The organism is Kitasatospora sp. NPDC023120, from assembly GCF_055560835.1.
Window position 1 is genome coordinate 38,901 of record NZ_JBVHHY010000038.1, and the last position, 17,435, is coordinate 56,335.

The 17,435-nt window shown below is 72.1% G+C and carries 16 protein-coding genes and 1 pseudogene; 13 read left to right on the plus strand and 4 right to left on the minus strand.

The features are described 5' to 3' along the window. The first annotated feature begins 20 nt into the window (after nucleotides 1–20). The 3 genes from ACZ3TI_RS36405 (at nucleotide 21) to ACZ3TI_RS36415 (ending at nucleotide 2,860) form a co-directional block, all read left to right on the plus strand. Complete coding sequence (locus tag ACZ3TI_RS36405) at nucleotides 21–737, plus strand: SDR family NAD(P)-dependent oxidoreductase (RefSeq protein WP_465734061.1); 717 nt, start codon at nucleotides 21–23, stop codon at nucleotides 735–737. A gap of 202 nt (nucleotides 738–939) precedes the next feature. Continuing rightward, complete coding sequence (locus ACZ3TI_RS36410) at nucleotides 940–1,764, plus strand: SDR family NAD(P)-dependent oxidoreductase (protein ID WP_465734063.1); 825 nt, start codon at nucleotides 940–942, stop codon at nucleotides 1,762–1,764. Nucleotides 1,765–2,464: 700 nt separating this feature from the next. Continuing rightward, complete coding sequence (locus tag ACZ3TI_RS36415; RefSeq protein WP_465734065.1) at nucleotides 2,465–2,860, plus strand: aggregation-promoting factor C-terminal-like domain-containing protein; 396 nt, start codon at nucleotides 2,465–2,467, stop codon at nucleotides 2,858–2,860. 291 nt (nucleotides 2,861–3,151) lie between these two features. Here ACZ3TI_RS36415 and ACZ3TI_RS36420 read toward each other — a convergent pair whose 3' ends face one another. Both ACZ3TI_RS36420 and thpR read right to left on the minus strand, forming a co-directional pair. Further along, complete coding sequence (locus tag ACZ3TI_RS36420) at nucleotides 3,152–3,964, minus strand: phytanoyl-CoA dioxygenase family protein (RefSeq protein WP_465734067.1); 813 nt, start codon at nucleotides 3,962–3,964, stop codon at nucleotides 3,152–3,154. A 213-nt stretch (nucleotides 3,965–4,177) separates the two neighbouring features. Beyond that, a complete protein-coding gene (gene thpR, locus ACZ3TI_RS36425; protein ID WP_465734069.1) occupies nucleotides 4,178–4,789 on the minus strand; it encodes an RNA 2',3'-cyclic phosphodiesterase in 612 nt (203 codons plus the stop codon). Between the two features lie 1,243 nt (nucleotides 4,790–6,032). Here thpR and ACZ3TI_RS36430 point away from each other — a divergent pair. The 4 genes and pseudogenes from ACZ3TI_RS36430 (at nucleotide 6,033) to tgmC (ending at nucleotide 8,474) form a co-directional block, all read left to right on the plus strand. Further along, the gene (locus tag ACZ3TI_RS36430; protein WP_465734071.1) at nucleotides 6,033–6,251 is read left to right on the plus strand and encodes a DUF7848 domain-containing protein; all 219 of its coding nucleotides are present in this window, start codon (nucleotides 6,033–6,035) and stop codon (nucleotides 6,249–6,251) included. Then, nucleotides 6,248–6,523 (plus strand): hypothetical protein, encoded by a 276-nt coding sequence (locus tag ACZ3TI_RS36435; RefSeq protein ID WP_465734073.1) that lies wholly within the window; start codon nucleotides 6,248–6,250, stop codon nucleotides 6,521–6,523. The genes ACZ3TI_RS36430 and ACZ3TI_RS36435 overlap by 4 nt, the downstream gene beginning before the upstream one ends. Before the next feature lie 498 nt (nucleotides 6,524–7,021). After that, nucleotides 7,022–7,354, plus strand: a complete 333-nt coding sequence (locus ACZ3TI_RS36440) for a hypothetical protein (protein ID WP_465734075.1) — start codon at nucleotides 7,022–7,024, stop codon at nucleotides 7,352–7,354. Continuing rightward, nucleotides 7,351–8,474: pseudogene (tgmC, locus tag ACZ3TI_RS36445) on the plus strand (ATP-grasp peptide maturase system methyltransferase). Before ACZ3TI_RS36440 ends, tgmC begins: the two are co-directional and overlap by 4 nt. A gap of 114 nt (nucleotides 8,475–8,588) precedes the next feature. Here the strand turns inward: tgmC and ACZ3TI_RS36450 are convergent. Both ACZ3TI_RS36450 and ACZ3TI_RS36455 read right to left on the minus strand, forming a co-directional pair. Next, nucleotides 8,589–8,924, minus strand: a complete 336-nt coding sequence (locus ACZ3TI_RS36450) for a hypothetical protein (RefSeq protein ID WP_465734077.1) — start codon at nucleotides 8,922–8,924, stop codon at nucleotides 8,589–8,591. Nucleotides 8,925–9,183: 259 nt separating this feature from the next. Next, nucleotides 9,184–10,236 (minus strand): helix-turn-helix domain-containing protein, encoded by a 1,053-nt coding sequence (locus ACZ3TI_RS36455; protein ID WP_465734079.1) that lies wholly within the window; start codon nucleotides 10,234–10,236, stop codon nucleotides 9,184–9,186. 400 nt (nucleotides 10,237–10,636) lie between these two features. Here ACZ3TI_RS36455 and ACZ3TI_RS36460 point away from each other — a divergent pair, with 400 nt between their 5' ends. From ACZ3TI_RS36460 to ACZ3TI_RS36485, 6 genes are all read left to right on the plus strand, one after another. After that, the gene (locus ACZ3TI_RS36460) at nucleotides 10,637–11,857 is read left to right on the plus strand and encodes an MFS transporter (RefSeq protein ID WP_465734081.1); all 1,221 of its coding nucleotides are present in this window, start codon (nucleotides 10,637–10,639) and stop codon (nucleotides 11,855–11,857) included. Nucleotides 11,858–11,960: 103 nt separating this feature from the next. Beyond that, nucleotides 11,961–13,340 carry a diaminopimelate decarboxylase gene (gene lysA, locus ACZ3TI_RS36465; RefSeq protein WP_465734083.1) on the plus strand — a complete coding sequence of 460 codons (1,380 nt, stop codon included), beginning with the start codon at nucleotides 11,961–11,963 and terminating at the stop codon, nucleotides 13,338–13,340. A 47-nt stretch (nucleotides 13,341–13,387) separates the two neighbouring features. Further along, nucleotides 13,388–15,187 carry an NAD(P)/FAD-dependent oxidoreductase gene (locus ACZ3TI_RS36470; RefSeq protein ID WP_465734085.1) on the plus strand — a complete coding sequence of 600 codons (1,800 nt, stop codon included), beginning with the start codon at nucleotides 13,388–13,390 and terminating at the stop codon, nucleotides 15,185–15,187. Nucleotides 15,188–15,234: 47 nt separating this feature from the next. After that, nucleotides 15,235–15,900, plus strand: coding sequence for a hypothetical protein (locus ACZ3TI_RS36475; protein WP_465734087.1), 666 nt, complete (start codon nucleotides 15,235–15,237; stop codon nucleotides 15,898–15,900). A gap of 299 nt (nucleotides 15,901–16,199) precedes the next feature. Then, the gene (locus ACZ3TI_RS36480; RefSeq protein ID WP_465734088.1) at nucleotides 16,200–16,625 is read left to right on the plus strand and encodes an SRPBCC family protein; all 426 of its coding nucleotides are present in this window, start codon (nucleotides 16,200–16,202) and stop codon (nucleotides 16,623–16,625) included. A gap of 87 nt (nucleotides 16,626–16,712) precedes the next feature. Next, nucleotides 16,713–17,348 (plus strand): dihydrofolate reductase family protein, encoded by a 636-nt coding sequence (locus ACZ3TI_RS36485; RefSeq protein WP_465734090.1) that lies wholly within the window; start codon nucleotides 16,713–16,715, stop codon nucleotides 17,346–17,348. Nucleotides 17,349–17,435: the final 87 nt, after the last annotated feature.

Below are 17,435 nucleotides of genomic sequence, written 5' to 3' on the forward strand. Positions count from 1 at the left end.
ATCAGTGGGCAGGAGGATTCATGACCCGCATCGTGGTCATCACCGGAGGAACCAGCGGCATCGGCCGTGCCATCGCCCAAAGGTTCGCCGTCGACCAGGCAGAGGTCTTCATCACCGGACGTCACACTGAAACCGTCGAGCTGACCGCCAAGGAGTTGGGGGTGCACGGTGTCGTCTGTGATGCGACCGACCCAGGGCAGGTCGCATCGCTTGCCGCCCGCCTCGGGGAGCTGGACGTCCTGGTCAACGCCGCCGGTGGCCTGCCCGAGGCGGCATCAGCTGACGGAGCGTCCCTGGAAGCGCTGCTCGCCCACTGGCAGGCCAACCTGGCGCAGAACCTGCTCACCGCGGTGCTGACCACGGCCGCAGTCCAAGACAGGCTCACCAGCGGCAGCTCCGTCATCAGCATCGGATCGATCGGTGCCGAGCGCCGTGGCGGCTCCTATGGCGCGGCCAAGGCCGCTCTGGCCGCATGGAACGCCTCAGTGTCCGCCGAGCTCGCTCCCAACGGTACGACCTGCAACGTCATCTCCGCGGGTTACATCGCAGGCACCAACTTCTTCCGAGGCCAGCTGAGCGACGAACGCCACCGTGCGCTGGTGGAGGAGACGCACAACAAGCAACCGGGCACGGTCGACGACATCGCCCAGACCGCCTACTTCCTCGCTTCCCCGGGCGCCCGGCACATCACCGGACAGACCATCCACGTCAACGGAGGCGCCTTCACCACGCGGTAACGCCGTTCAGCCTCGAACGTCCGACTTGAACTCGCCGCCTTTACACCTGGCAAAACACCACGCACAACACGAGATCCGAAGTCAACCCCCGAAGGACTTCCAGAGCCGACCAGTAAGGCACGGCCCGTTCCCGTGGACAACGGGGCCTGTGATACAGCTAGGCGGGCAGGGGTGGTTGGTGGTCGATCGGAGGGGGAGTCCCGTGGTGGAGCAGCGAGTTGTGATCGTGACCGGGGGTGGCACGGGCATCGGCGCGGCCACCGCGCGCCTGCTGCGGGAGGGCGGCCACGAAGTCGTCGTCTCCGGGCGGCGCAGCGCGCCGCTGGAGGATGTCGCCCGGCAGACCGGTGCGCTGGCCCACCCCGCCGACACGACGGACCCCGACGCCGTGCGCGACCTCGTGGAGAGCACCGTCGCCCGTCACGGGCGCCTCGACGGGCTGGTGGTCAACGCGGGGGTGGGCCGCGGCGGCGGCGTCGGCGAGACCTCGGACGAGGACTGGGACCTGGTGCTGCGCACCAACCTCACCGGCCCGTTCCTGACGATGCGGGCGGCCCTGCCGCACCTGCTGCGGGCCCGCGGCGCCGTCGTCGCCGTCGCCTCCGTGTCGGCGCTGCGCAACGGCACGGGCAACGCCGCCTACGCCGCGTCCAAGGCGGCCCTGCTGCAGCTGTGCAGCTCACTGGCCGTCGACTACGGCCCGCGCGGGCTGCGGGCCAACACGGTGTGCCCCAGCTGGGTGCGCACCGAGATGGCCGACCGCCGGATGGCCCGCTTCGCCGAGGAGGCGCAGCTGGGCGACGGCGTGGGCGGCAGGGACGCGGCCTACGCCGAGGCCACCCGGCTGCTTCCGGCGGGTCGTCCCGCCGACCCGCGCGAGGTCGCCGAGGCCATCGCCTGGCTGCTGTCCCCGGCGGCTTCCTTCGTCAACGGCGCGACCCTCACCGTCGACGGCGGCGCCACCGTCCTGGACCCGGGCACCCTGCCCTTCGCCTACCGGATCGACCCGCGCGGCCCCGTCGCCTGATCTCCGGAGGTCCGGGGGCCGGGGGCCGGGGGCCGGGGGCCGGGGATCAGGGGCGAACCGACCCGGACGACGCCCGGCGGGCAGTGGTCCTCGGCGGCGGCTCGGCCCGGCCCTCCCGGTAGCCCTCGGGCGGGTGGAAGCCGGTATACGCGTCGGGTGCCATCGGGTGGTTGCCGACAGTCACCGCGGTGTGAGCTGGATCCCTTTGCGGCGGGCGCCGGACCGGGGTCGCCCGTGACGGTTCTCACGCGCCCCACCCACCTCCTACCCTTCCTAGTGGACCGCTCCCCCGCCCTCTCACCGGCACCGGCCCGACCGGCCACCACCCCGGCCGCACCCCCGCACCAGCCGCCGAATCCCCGCCGATTTCGCAGGCCGAACCCCCACCCGCCGACCTAAATGTCTGGATTTGGCGAGGTTTGACCGGCCGAGCGACGGGTACCGCCCCGCCCCCCGACCGACATTCCCACCCCGCCCCACTACGACCCCGCGTCGTAGCAGACACCCCTTGGACCCGACCCCGAACCCCGCTAACAATGGCTCAGTCGCCAGCTGCGGCAGCGGCCCCAACCGCCGCCGCAACTCCCGCCAGGCGGTCACCACCCGTGACCACCCCGGTGCCGACCCCCGCCCGCAGGCCCCACCCGGCCGGCCGAGCCGCAGGGACCAGGCACCCCCACGATTGAGGTCGAACTCCCACATGCCCGTGATCACCACCCGCATGCGCAAGTCCGCCGCCCTGCTCACCGGCGCCCTCGGCATCGCCGCCATCGGCGCCGCCGTCGTCCCCACCGCCGCCTCGGCCGCCACCACCACCCCCCAGGCCCTGGCCGCCAGCATCGTCCCCGCCGACCAGCTCGCCTCCTTCGACCAGATCATCTCCCACGAGAGCGGCTGGAACGTCACCGCGACCAACCCCACCTCCGGCGCCTACGGCCTCGCCCAGGCCCTGCCCGGCAACAAGATGGCCTCCGCCGGCGCCGACTGGAAGACCAACCCCGCCACCCAGATCAAGTGGGCCTACGACTACATGAACAGCCGCTACGGCAGCCCCAACCAGGCCTGGGCCTACTGGCAGATCCACCACAACTACTGACCGACAACGGCCACACGCCGACCCACCGGTCACACCCGAGGGGCCCGAAGCGCACACCCCGCGCACCGAGCCCCTCAGCCATGCCCGCAGGGACGAGGGACTCAGTCGTAGGTGATGCGGGCCGCTCGCATCGCCCGGACGCCAGTCGATCCGGCCGCCCTGGAAGAAGGAGGCCCGACCGTCGGGCCGGTAGCCGAGCGTCGTGGCCGTGAGCCGGCCGGGATCCGCGCCGCGCGGGGCGCGGCGCCTGTTCGGCGAGCCCGACCGCCCCCGCCGCCGACACGGACAGCCCTACCCGGCGCTGTGGTCGGTACCGTCCCCGTCCGGGCCGGGGGTGGCCCGTCCCAGGCCCCGGCGGATCGCGATCTCCACGGGTGAGTACGCGCCGTCGGCCCGCTCCAGTTCGTACGGCGCGGCCGGCATCAGTGGCGGCTGGGCCATGAAGCGCGGCCGCTCCCCGTGGTGCGGCTGCGCCGCGTGCACCAGGAACGGATGGCACAGGAAGACGTCGCCCGGGGACCCGGTGGCGAGGGCGAGCGGCCGGTGGTCGGACGCCGCCACCAGATCGGGCGCGAGGGTCAGCCCGCTCGCCCCGGCCTCCCCGTACTTCTCCAGCACCTTCGGCACGTCGAGGTGTGAGCCGACCCGGATCCGGGTCGGGGCGTCCCCCTCACCGACCTCGCTGAACAGGAACAGCATCAGCAGCGCCCGGTCCCGGGAGCGCAGATTCGTGAAGTACCAGCTCTCGCCGTCCGGCAGATAGCTCCCCTCGATGTGCCAGCCCGCGTCGTCCGGCTCCTCCTCGTGCGGGAAGCGCAGCGGGAACGTGCCCAGCGAGTAGCGCGGCTCCCAGCGTCCCGCTCCGACGAGCAGGTCGTACGCACGGTGCAGGGACGGGGAGTTGGGGGCGGCGGCGAACGGTCCCTGCGCCATGCCGGCAACCCGGTGCACGGGCTGCGTCCACGTCGACGGGTCGTCCGGGTCGCAGCCCGTCTCCCGCCACAGCAGCCGCGCGCAGTCCGCGGCCACGCGCGGCGCGACGGCGCCCTCCAACTTCACGAAACCGTCTCGGAGGAAACGGGATACCAGGGTCGTGTCATCCATGCCCCCATCGTGCGGGGGTACCGGTCCCGACCACCCGACCTTTCCCGTACCGCCTTTGTCGGGTGGTCGCCGAGCCCGGCGCCGCGTACGAGGCGCCCGCAGCGGGCGCGGGCGTCAGGCCTTGGCTCGGGCGATCGCCTGGACGGCGATCTCGCGCATCCGGTCGAAGGCCTGCCCGCCCTCCGGGCGGACGACGGGGATTGAAAGCGGACCCTAGGCGGGCGCGCTGTCGTCCCCGTCCCGGACCGCGGTGCCGAACCGCCACGCCTCGATGTCCCGGTAGCGGATCGGCCCGGGGCCGCGGCCGATGTTGCTGCCGACCAGGTGGAGGCGCTCGGCCGACCACAGCCGGCCCACGAACCCGGCGAGCCCCTCCGCGGCCTGCGGCACGCTGGTGGGATCGTCGCGGCGGGACCGCGCAAGCGTCAGATGGGGCCGCAGCGGACGGTCGTTGAACTCGATCCCACAGGACCTGACCAGCTCCCGGACGTCGGAGGCGAGCAGGTGCAGCCCCTCCAGGTCCCCGGCGATGCCGCTCCACAGCAGCCGCCCGTCGAAGTGGCCGCCGCCGCGCAGGCCCAGGCGCAGGGCGGGGTGCGACCGCGCCCGGTCGGCCAGCACCGAGCGCAGCAACGGCACTGCCGTAGTGGGCAGTTCACCGAGGAAGGCCAGGGTGATGTGCCAGTCCTCGATCCGGTTCCAGCGCAGCCGCGGGTACGCGTCGTAGGCGGGCTGCAGGGCCCGGGCCAACTCCTCCTTGGCATCGTCGGGCGGAGCCAGCGCCACGAAGACGCGCAGGGTCGAGGGCTCGGGGGGAACGTTCACCGGAGATTTCTAGCACCCGGCACCGCGCCGATGCCCCCCCCCGGGCACGCTCCCGGCACCGGGAGCGGTGCGCCGGGTCGGCACCGGGTCGGCGCGAAAATTGCTGGAATTGGCGGCCTCGCAGCCGCCCGGAACGGTGCCGCGGACTCCCGAGCGTCGATCACGTTGCGGCCCAGGTGGCTGCGGCTTGGCAAGCTCGGGACTCCCGGGGTGACCACCGTACGGCTCTTGGGGACCTGCTTCCGGCGCTGGTATCGGCTGCCTCGGTCGCCGCATCGCACCCTGACTGCCCGGATCGTCGGCGCGCTGAGGTGCTGTATGCCTCGGCTCTGAATCTTGTTCAGATGTTCGCCGCCTACCAGGGGGATGGAAACCTGGTCTGGCGCGTGGCGGAGCGTTCCTTGGCGACCGCCCGAGCGTCCGGTGATGACGTCGCCGTTGCGCAGGCTTGTTGGTTCCTGGTGGAGGCGTTCCGGAAGTCCGGGCAGTGGGACAGCGCCCAGACGCTCACTGAGGAGGCTCTGCGGCTGCTGGGACCGGTCAGGGGCGATTCCCCGTCGCTTGCTGCGGCATGGGCAGACATGGCGTTCCACGCGGCCATTACGCACGCTCGCGCGGGAGAGTCGGGCGAGGCTTGGGGCTGGTTCGATCGAGCCGAGGAGGTCGCCAGGACCCTGCCGGCTGACTTCTGGCACTCGCCGACCTCCGCGTCCGCACGGGTAGTTCCGGTGCACGCCGTGGCGGTCGCTGTTGAGCTGCGACAGGTCGGTACCGCCTTGCGGTGGGCTGACCGGCTGGCACCGGCGGAACTTCCCGCACGGCCGAGGCGGGCACGGCACTTGATCGAGGTCGCACGGGCATACGCTCTGCGAGGCGAACCGGATTGGGTGGCGTCGCTGCTCACCGACGCAGTGGAGGCAGCGTCCGACACCGCCCGGTGGAACCATGAAACTCATGACTTGGTTAGGGGCTTGCTGGACGGCCCGCCATCTGTTCGAAGTGCCGCCCGTGACCTTGCAACCGCTACCGGGCTTGCCGCCTGACTGATAGTTAGGGGCACAAACCGTGCCTCTCGGCCGCGTTGAGTGTCCGTACTGTCCATGGGACGTGACGGGCATTCAGCGTTTTGGAGGCCGAATGAGCAGCTTGCCGACCAGGGAACTCCCCTCGGTGCTGACGCACACGGACTGCCAGGAGACGAACCGGATCGTTACTCGGTTCGGGGGCTGGAAATTGCGCCCGGATGACCCTCGGATCGTTCCGGCGCGCTACGTCCTGTCGTGCGTTTTCCGAGGACGAGGACGGCGCCCTGTGCGGCGAGACGTCCCGGCCGAGTGCGGACGTAGGGGCCGTGGCGGAGTGGGCGCGCACGCACACCTGGCTCGACCAGGACCACCGGTCGTACAGCCTGGACGCTACCTCGGTCCCGATGGTGCTGGTGCCCGAGGAGGAACCGGCGTGAGCCGCAAGACCCTTGCTGCCTGCGCCCTGGCCGTGGCGGTTGCTCTCGGACCCGCCGCTCTGGTGCTCGCCCTGGCCAAGCTCGACCCGTACACCGCACGTCGCTGGGTGTGGTGGTTCTTCGCTCTCGCGGTCGCCATGCTCGGCATCGTGTACGGCGGTGACTGGGAAACGTGGTGGCGCCGAAGACGTGCCCGAGCCCGCGTGCGGATCGCTCGGCGCCACGGTACGGCGCTGTGCCGATCGGCGCGGCAAGGGCGGGTCGGAAGGTGAGCGGGGAAGCCCACATACCGCCCGATGGCCCTCGCTGGGCCTCGGGCTGGTGCTACCCCTGCGGGGCAACGCACGACGTTGCACCGGTACCGGCGGTAGGGCTCCGGTCGATCCTGACCGTTTGCCCGAAGCACTACGACCGGTACTCGGAGCGGTTCCGACGTACGGTCCAGTTCCGGACCTGGTACGGCGCGCGTTCCCGCCCGCGTGTCCGTCCGGCGCCGCAGTCTGCCGGAGTGTTCCCCCGGCACTTCGGGACGCCCGCCGGTCCCACCCGGCGGAAGGATGCGCAGGACAGCGCGCGTCGGTGGTCCTGGTTCAGCTCCCCGGCGCGAACCAGGGCCACCCCTTAGACCCCCGGCGGGTACCTGCTTGCCGCCGGAGGAAGCACAACCCCCGCCCCGGTGACGCGACTTGGACGGACGCGGACGACTGGGGCGGGGCACAGGCGAATCACGGTATGCCGTGTCCGTCTGCCCCCACATGTTCCAAGCCAAAGTGGACAAGGCGTTCGACGTTCGGGTGACCGCCGTGGGCGGCCGACTGTTCGGGGTCCGGATCGACAGCCCCGATCTCGACTGGCGTTACCGTCAAGACCTGATGACGTGCACACCGATCGAGGTACCTGCGTCGGTCGTATGTGCGGTCGCGGCCTATCTCGCCGAACTCCGTTTGGATTACGGCGCGTTCGACTTCGCCGTGACCACCGCAGGGGACTGGTACTTCCTTGAGTGCAACCCAAACGGCCAATGGGCGTGGCAGCCGGCGCAGACCACCGCCGCCATCGCCCAAGCTCTAACCGACCAACTGGAGAAAGGCCCCGACACGTGAGCACATCGGCTCAGCTTCGCAGCGCCCTGGCGGACAGACTCGCCGAGGACGGCACCCTCACCGAACCACCTCGGTTCCCCGCGAGCTGTTCACGGGGTCCTACTTCCTGCCGGTGGCGGGCAGCATCCCCACCAGCTACCGGCCCGTCCGCGAGGGCGATCCCGGGTGGCTGGAGGGCGTGTACTCCGACGAGACGCTGATCACCCAACTGGACGGCCGGACCAGGCCCGACGACGTGACCGAGGACGCCGTGACCGGCTCCCCGTCGTCGTCATCCACCCTGCCGTCCCTCGTGCTGCGGATGTGGCAGCAACTCGGCGCGGAGCCAGGTCACCGGGTGCTGGAGATCGGCACCGGAACCGGGTACTCGACCGCCCTCGGTGCGCACCGCCTCGGGGACGCCAACCTGACCAGCATCGAGTACGACCCGGTGGTCGGCGGCGCTGCCGCTACTGCACTCAAGGCGGCCGGGTTCGCTCCCCGGCTGATCATCGGTGACGGGCTGCGCGGCGACCCGCAGGGCGGGCAGTACGACCGGCTCATCGCCACCTGTTCGGTCCGGTACATCCCGCTGCCCTGGCTGCACCAGGTGAAGCCCGGCGGGAAGGTTCTGGCCACCCTCTCCGGGTGGAGCTACGCCAACGCTCTGGCGCTGCTCGACGTGACCGGCCCTGGAGAGGCCACGAGCCGGTTCCTCCCCGGGTACACCAGTTTCATGATCGCCCGGCCGCACGACCGGCCGCCCCGCCCGACGCTGGCCCTGTTGCCCGGGGATGAGCGTCCGAGCCAGATCGACCCCGCGAAGCTCGACGACTGGACCGGCGGTTGGATGGCGCAACTCGCGGTCCCCTCGGCCGAACGCCTGGGGGCGGGGGCGGATCAGATCCTCTGGGACGTGTCCACCGGTTCGCAGGCCCGGACCGCTCCCAACCCTGACGGCGGGTGGACCGTTGTCCAGCGCGGTTCCGTTCGCCTGTGGGACCGGGTGGAACGGGCCGTGGAGCGCTGGCAGGCCGCCAACGAACCTCACCAGGAGAAGTTCGGGATCACGGTCTCGGCCGCCGGTCAGCGGGTGTGGCTCGGCACCGAGGACGGCCCCGGGTGGGACCTGCCGATCTGACGCACGTGGGCCTGGCGGTCAACATCACGCACCGCCCTGGCGGGTGGTCAGACAGCAAGACGCCCCGTTCGGCCAAGCGCCGGGCGGGGCTCTGTCGTTGGTGCTGACCTGCGGCTATGCTGCACAGAACTGGTAGTCACGTGTGTTGGGGTCCTGCATCGTGATGCACGACTCGTTGACGCCATCGGCGCGCTGCGTCAGCACGTGTTTCGCGCCGAGCGCCATCAGCCGTGCGCATTCGGCCTCGAGTGTGGCCAGGCGCCTGGGGAAAGCCATCGGGCCTTCCCGGCGGATGACGTCGGTCAGGGTGGGGCCGTCGACCTTCTCCATGGCGAGGAAGAGCACGTCCTCGTGGACGCCGCGCTCGTAGAGCGTGATGACGTTCGGGTGGTTGATCCGGGCCGTGGCCACCGCTTCACGCGCGAAGCGGGCCGGCAGGTCCGCTCCCAAGTCCTGCCGGTCAACAGCAGTTTGAGGGCGACGGTGCGGCGGAGGTCCCGGTCGTGGGCGCCCCACACCTCGCCCATTCCACCGCGTCCGAGCCGGTTGACGAGCTCGTACCGTCCCGCGATCACGTCACCAGGTCTCATCGCCACCCCGCTGTCCGACGCCGCCGTGCCGGAACACCATACGGGCGGGGCGCCGTGACGGTTCCGGCTCGGCGGGACCGTGGCGGCCGGGCGGCAGGGGTGGCGCCCGGTCAGTGGCCCTATGCCGGGTGGTAGCGCTGGAGGTTCCTGCGGACCCGTTCCAGGTAGGGCTGGACGGCTGCGAGCCTGGACTGGTCCCGTTCCCGCACCACCCAGGTGGCGGTGCGGTAGGCGGCGGCGAGGTTGAGTGCCGGGTCGCCGGGGACGCCCTGGAGGTCGGGGGTGATGGCGCAGAGCATGCGGCCCACGGCGGGGATCGACTCCTCGGGGGTGAACGGCGGTACGGGGACGGCGTCCTGGCGTCCGGGCGGCAGGTAGTAGCGGAGCACCCGGGGGGTCCAGCGGGCGATTCCGTACTCGTCGTTGGCCGGGTCGCTCAGGTTGGGGTCGAAGCCGCTCTCGGCCTCGAGCATCGCCGCGACCAGGGCCGGGGTGACGTCCGGCTCGGGGCACGTGGTGCCGGCCTCGATGATCAGGTCCCGGTACTGCGGGGGGATGCCGACGTCGGGGCGCAGCCACCGTGCGGCGTCCGGTCGCGGGGCACGGACGGCGGGGTCAGCGCGGACGGCGGGGTCGGCGGGGTCGGCGGAATCGGCGGGGACGCAGGTGCTGAGGAGGAGGGCGGTCACCAGCGCGATCAGGGCGGCGAGGGCGCGGCGCGGCGCGGTCTGCCGCAACCGGCGGGCGGGGCGTGGCTGCGGTGTTTCGGGTGCCGGTGTGTCGGGTGCCGGTGCGTCAGCCGCCGATGTGTCGGGCGCCACCGTGTCGGGTGCCGGTGCGTCAGCCGCCGATGTGTCGGGCGCCGGCGGGCTCGGCGCCACGGCGGCGACCGCGCCCTGGGGGCGGGTGATCTGCCGGTGCGTGTGCACGCGGCGGCGTTCCCATTCCACCGGGTCGCCTCCGCACGCGGTCACGAAGGCGGCCAGCACTCCCTCGCTGGGCAGCCGGCGGCCGGCGGCGGCTTCGGCGAGCGTGGAGGCGGAGTAGTTGATGCGGGTGGCGAGTCGGCGGTAGGGCGGGCTACCGGCCTGGCGTCGCAACTCGCGCAGGTCCAGGGCGAAGAGCGCCAGGGGGCCCTCGCCGGCATCGAGCGGCTGTTCCTGCCGTCCCACCTGCTGATCCTCTCGGTCGGTCGAACGCTAGGCACGCCCCAGGGCCCCGTCCGGACTTGTCCGGTGTTTGTCCGGCTTTTGTCCGAGCAGGTCGTCAGGTGGTGACGGCTCGCTCCGGACCGGATTCGATGGGGCGGCGCACCCCTTTTTCGTTCGGGTCATGACAACACCCAATCGCTTCGTGGACGCCGCGACTCGGCTTTCCACCGGATCCGTCGTGTGCGGTGGATCACAGCCGGCCGGCAAGGGGTGCCCCCAGTGCCCGGCCACCGCGCCCACCCCTGGAGGACCACCCGATGCCCCGCCCGAACCACCCGGCCCACCCGCTCCACCCGCTCGACCCACTCGACCCACTCGACCCACTCCGACACAACGACCCCGGCGACCCCGGCGACTCCTGATGGGCGCCCTGCCGGCGGTGGCCGGGCCGGACGCGCGGCCGAGGCTCTTCACCACGTCGTGGTGGTGGCGGTGGGCGCTCGGCACCTGCTTCGCGCGGATCACCGAGCCGATGGCGACGCTGGCGCTGATCAGCCTGGGGACGTTTGTCAGCGGGTACTCCTACGGCGCGTTCCTGGTGAGCGTGTACACCTTGACCGGGGCGCTGACGGCCACCGCCTCCGGGAGGGTGCTCGACCGTGCCGGCCGCCCGCGGCGCGTCGTCATGATCATGACGGTGTCGTCGTTCCTCCTGCACGTCGCCCTGGCGCTCCTCGGGACGTTCCGGTTCTCCTCCCTCGTGGTGACCGTCACCACGGCGCTGTGCGCCGCGCTGCCGGGCGGTCTGCCCGGCCTGTCGCGTTCGGTGCTCGTCGAGTACGCCGACGTGCGCCTGACGGCGCTGGCGTTCTCCTGGGACTCGATCATGACGGAGGTGGGCTGGATCCTCGGGCCGGTGGTTATCGCGGGCCTGAGCACCTTTCACCTCCCGTGGGTCGAGGTCGTCGCCATGGCCGTCACCTTCCTGGGCGTCTACCTGTTCCTCGGCCCGCTGGTCCGCGCGCGGCCGGCGACCGCCCGGCCCGGCGGCGATGGATCCGGGTCCGGGTCCCTGTGGTCCCACCGACTGGCGTGGCCCAGCCTGGCCGACTCGGTCGCGGTCGGCATGGCGGTGACCGGGATCGTGTCGGCGCTGCCCGTCCTGCTGGCGAGGGCCGGGGCGTCGGCCTCGTGGTCCGGAATCCTGGTCAGCCTGCTGGCCGCCACCGGGATCGCCGGGACGCTGTGCTACGGCAGGGCGGCGGGCGGGATCACGCTGCACATCACCGTCCAGTCGTTCCTCACGCTGGTGGCCGTGATGGCGTCCGTCGTCGGCCTGGCGCTGTCCGGGAGTACGACCGCGGTGGCCGTGTGGACCGGCGTGTCGGGGTTCTTCATCACGCCGTTCAACACCCAGCGGTCGATCAGCCTCGAGGCGAGCATCCCGCCCGCACTGCGCACCCAGGGGTTCTCGGCGCAGTTCGCGCTGTTCGGGCTGGGATCGGCGATCAGCGCCGGCGTACTCGCCCTGATCAGCGACATCACCTCGGCACTGCTCCTCGTCGCGGCGATCGGCCTGTCCGTCTCGGCGGTCGCCGACGCCGCGGTGCGCAAGCGGATCGCCGCGAGCCGGGACCACTGAACACGAGCAGGACCACGAACAGGAACCCCGAGAGACAGCACGAGAGACAGCACGCGAACTCAGCACGCGAACTCAGCACGCGAAACGACGAGGTGGGGAAGACATGCTCAGATACGGCACGCAGGGCGTGAACGACAGCGGCCACCTGGAAATCGGCGGATGCGACGCGCTGGACCTGGCGCAGCGGTACGGGACTCCCCTCTACGTGATCGACGAGCCGGCTGTCCGCGACCGGTGCCGCGGCTATCTCGAAGCGTTCCGCTCGCACTGGCCGTTCGTCGACGTCGCCTACGCGTCGAAGGCCTTCCTGGTGGGCGAGATGGTCCGGCTCGCCGTGGCGGAAGGCCTCAGCCTCGACGTCGTGTCGGCGGGCGAACTGCGCCTCGCGCTCTGGGCCGGCGCGGACGCTTCGCAGATCACCTTCCACGGCAACTACAAGACGCGGGAGGACATCGAGCTGGCGGTGCGCAGCCGGGTGCGCTCCCTGGTGGTCGACTGCCTGGACGAGATCGACGCCATCGACCGGCAGGCCCGGCACGACGGCCTCGTCCAGGCCGTGGACATCCGTCTCAACCTGGGGATCGACATCAACACCGATCCCAAGTACACGACCGGCAGCGCGGAGTCGAAGTTCGGGCTGCCGGTGCGGACGGGCGACGCGGCCGCCGCGGTGGCGCGGATCCTGCGGTGCGGGGGCCTGCGGCTGCGCGGCCTGCACTTCCACCTCGGCGCGCAGGTGCTGGACACCGAGTACCACCAGCGGGCGCTGCACGACCTGGGCGCCTTCGTCCGGAAGGTCACCGCCGGCCTGCCCTGGAAGCCGGAAGCCGTCACGGTGGGGGGCGGGATGGGGGTGAACTACGACGGCGTCTCGACGCCGCCCACGCCCGCGCAGTGGGCCCGGGACCTCGTCCCCGTGTTCGCCCGGGAGGTGGCGCCCCACTGCGCCCCGGAGGTGGTGTTCGGCGTCGAGCCGGGCAGGTCGGTGATCGCCGAGGCCGGGACGACGCTGTACACCGTCGGTCCGACCAAGCGCAGCGGCGCGCGCCGGCTGGTGGCCGTCGACGGCGGGCTGTCGGACAATCCGCGGCCGATCATGTACCAGTCGGTGCACCACGTGGTCCTCGCCTCGAATCCCGAACTGGCGGGCGGTGTACGGCTGCACGGGTCGACGGTCTTCGGGCGGCACTGCGAGACGGACAAGCTGATCGACGACGTGCTGCTGCCCGAACTGGCGCCCGGCGAGGTGCTGGCCGTCCAGTGCACCGGGGCGTACACGCACTCGATGTTCAACCAGCACAACAGGTTCGACAAGCCGCCCGTCGTCTTCGTCGGCGACGGACTCTCCAGGCTCGTCGTGCGCCGGGAACGGTTCGCGGACACGATCCTGACGGAGATCCGGGGCGGCGCGGAAGGCACCGCGGGCACGGAAGGCGCCGCAGGCGCGGAGGGCGACTCGTCCGATCGGCATGGGGGGCAGTAGTGCTTTTCGTCGTCGCGGTACCGGTTTCACCCGCCACAGCCGAGTCCTTGGTCGACGGCACCGTCGTCTGCCGCGCGGACCTGCACACGGCGGACGACGGCACGCTCGCGGCCGCCGTCGGCGCGCTGCGCCCGAACGTGCTCGTCGTGGAGCGCCCGATCGGCCGGGAGGTCCTGCGCTGCTGGCGCGAGGCGATGCCCGAGGAGCCGATCGCCGTCGTCCGGGTCTCGGCGGCCCGGGGTACGCTCGGGCGCCTTCCGACGATGCGTCGGCGACCGGTCTCGGAGGTGCTCCCCTTCGACATACCGGTGTTCACGGTCCCGCGCCGGGCGGGTACCGGGGGCAGCGGCGGCGACGGGGACGCGGCCGCGTACGAGGCGCTCGCCGTCGCCGAGCGGTTCGCGCAGGAGCGGGAGCCGTCCGCGCAGCTGCCGCCGGTCCCGGTGCCCGCCCGCGGGCGGCGCGGCTCGGTCCTGATGATCGGTGCCGGCGTCGTGAACCTGATGACCGCGCACGCGCTGCACACCGACGGCTACGAGGTCACGGTCGTCGACGCGGCTCCGGACCCGCGCGCCCGCCGGCCCTGGCGGGAGTACGGCACGTCGCGCGGCGGCGGCAACGCCCGCATGTTCACGTACACCGAGATGGACGACTACCACGCGAAGTCCGCCGAGGAGCTCGCCTGCATGACGGTGTTCGACCGTCCGCCGGCCCGGTGCGGCTGGGACGTGCGCCGGTACGACACCGAGGAGGACCGGCAGTGGGTGCAGGACTTCCAGCGCGTGCGGCCCTGGCTGGCTCGGGCCTACGACGGCGACATCCTCGGGCTGAACCGGCGCAGCGGGCAGCTGTGGCAGGCCTGGCTGCGGACCCGGCCCCGGCTGTTCGAGGACGTGGAGCTGCGGCACGGCATCCTGCGTCTGTACCAGGACCCCGCGCACCTGGCGGCCGCCCGGCGGCGGCAGGACGCGGTCGGGGCCACCGTCGCCGCCTACGGCGCCCGAGAGGTCCGCGAGCGGTTCCCGGCCCTGGCCCACGCGGCCCCGCAGGCCTTCGCCGGCGGCATCGCCGTGCAGGGCTTCACCGTCAACGTCCACGACGTCATGGCCCGGCTGCTGGAGGACCTGGAGGCCGGCGGGGTGCGCACGCACTTCGGCCTGCGGGTCGAGGAGGTCATGCGGGACGGGGACGGCGCGGTCACCGGGGTGCTGACCACCGACGGCCCGCTGCTCTGCGACCACTACGTGGTGTCGCCCGGTGTCGGGGACGACTCGTTGCGCCGTCAGATCCCCTCCCTGCGGCAGGTGCACGGGGTGCTCGGCTGCTGGGCCACGGTCCCCGACCCGGGCCCCCTGCTCGAGCACTCGCTGAAGGTGGCGCGGCGCGGGCACGTCGCGGAGGACGCGAACGTCACCGTCGGCCGTGACGAGTCCGGCGCCCGCGTCCTCATGGTGGGCTCCGGCTACGGCTGGACGGGCGCCGACCCGCACAACATCGACGAGCGGCACCTGGAGTCGATCCACGACGCCGTCGCCGACACGGTGCGGATGCTCTTCCCCGACGCCTACGAGAGCGTCGGCGGCCGCGAGGGGCTGCGCGGGACGCAGCGGCACTGCGCGCGGCCGTGGACCGCCTCGAACCTCGGGATCTTCGAGGCGAGCGCCGCGCGGAACGGGGTGTTCGTCGTCACGGCCGGGCACAACACCGGCGGGTTCGCCCAGGCGCCCGTCGTCGCCGAAGCGGTCGCGCACGCGCTGAAGGGCGTCCGGCACCCCATGCACACGCTCTACCACCCGCTGCGGACCCGGCGCGTGGCCCCGGTGGCGGAGCTCGGCCGTGACCGCTGATCCGGGCGCGCTGCTGGCTGTCGGCGCGGTGTGGGAGAGTGCCGCCCATGGACGAGAGCATGCACGGAGCAGCACTGGTGGACCGGGTGATCGCCCGGGTCGAGCGGGACGGCTGGCCCACGGCGGACGCGCCGGACATCACCGAGCCCGTGCCGCTCGCGCCCGAGGTGATCGAGCGCCTGCGGCTGGCCGGCGACCGGCCGCTGCCTCCGAGCCTGCGCCGGTGGCTCGCCTTCGACAGCTCCTGGCTGAGCGCGGTCGGCTGGTACGACGACGAGCGGGCGCCCCTCTTCGAGGGCCGCGCGCTCGGCGAGACGGCCGAGTGGATGTACGGCTCCGACGGCGTCATGGTCGACATGTTCGCCGACTTCGAGGAACTGCTGCCGTCCGCGTGCCTTCCGCTCGTCGGCGGCAGCGACTCCCGCCGCCTGCTCTACCTGGGCCGGCCGGACTCCACCGGCGAGTACCCGGTGCTCGTCACCGACATCGACGACCTGCCGTACGTCGCCGTGATGTACCCGGGCCTGGACGTCTACCTCGCCGACCTCGCCGAGGTGATCGACCTGGACTTCGACACCTATACGGGCCTGATGGACCACCCCGAGTACGGCCCCCGGATGCGGGAGCACGCGGAGAACACCGAACTCGGCCCCGACGGCCTCGACTTCCAGGACCTCGAGTTCCACGACCTCGACCGGAACGACGAAGCCTGAGCCTCCGCGCAGGGGCCCCGCCCCGGCCTGCCGGGACGCCGGCTCCCGGGGCGCGCGTTCAGCCGTCCCGGAGGACGCGGTGGGCGATGGGCGGGTGCACCCGCAGCAGCGTCGGCAGGGCGCCGCCGGCCCGTCGGGGCCGCGTGCTGAAGCCCCCGGCCGGGGGCGCGCCGGTTGCCGCCGCCCGGCGCACGGCCCAGATTGGCAGGGACACCCCGCCCGCGCAGCCGCCGCCCCTTCCCCGCGGCCGGCAGCCGCTCGGCGGGTCGGGCGACGGGACGGCGAGGAGAGGTGCGGCGATGAGCACGGTGGTGGAGTCGATCGACGTGGACGTGCCCGTCCGCGTCGTCTACGAGCAGTGGGCGACCTTCGAGGACTTCCCGAAGTTCATGGAGGGTGTGCAGGAGGTCCGGCAGCTGGACGACAGCCACGCCCACTGGCGGACCAGGATCGCCGGGCTGTCCCGGGAGTTCGAGACCGAGGTCGTCGAACGGGTGCCCGACGAGCGGGTCGCCTGGCGAACCACCGGCAAGAGCGTGAAGCACACCGGCACGGTCGACTTCGAACCGCTCGGCGCCGACCGGACCCGGGTGACGATGACCATGGTCTTCCAGCCCACCGGCCTGGCCGAGAAGGCCGCCGACAAGCTGGGCGTGCTCGGCGTCCAGGTACGCGGTGACCTGCGCCGCTTCAAGCGGTTCGTCGAGGACCACCCGGCCGGGTGAAACCCGGTTCCGTCGTGGCGATGAGTTCGCGGGCCCCCGCCGGTCTATCTCTATGACGGAGACAACCGACTCATCGGGAGTACAGACATGGGCCTCATCCACATCGAGCTGTTCACCACCCTCGACCTCGTCGGGCAGGCGCCCGGCGGCCCCGACGAGGACCCCGCCGGGTTCCCCTTCGGCGGCTGGCAGGCGCCCCTGATCGACGAGGCCACCGGAAAGCAGATCCTCGCCGCGTACGAGGGCACGGACGCCCTCCTGCTCGGCCGCCGCACCTACGACATCTTCGCCGCCTACTGGCCGCACCAGAAGGACGGCGAGATCGCCGAGCTCTTCAACCGCGTCCCGAAGTACGTGGCCTCCCGCCACACGCCCGACCTCCCCTGGGCCGGGTCCACCCGGCTCGGCCCCGACCTGGCCGCCGCGGTGCGCGAGATCCGCGAGCGGCACCAGCACGTCAAGGTCGTCGGAAGCCTGGACCTGGTGCAGACCCTGCTGCGCGAGAAGCTCTTCGACCGCCTCGACCTCTGGGTGCACCCGATCGTCCTCGGCGTCGGGAAGAAGGTCTTCGAGGACGGCGCCGTGCCCACCAACCTCACCCTCCTCGAACCCCCGGCGGCCGGCCCGCAGGGCACCGTGTACCTGCGCTACGCACTCGCCGACGGCACCCCCGCGACCGGCGACATGAGCAAGCCCGACCGCGGTCTCGGGCACGACGCCTAATGGGACTCGTCGGGCCGTGAGGGAGACTACGGTCCGTAGCCGCCAGCAGGTGAGCACTGCTATCGCCCGAGCCGTATGAGCTCTGGT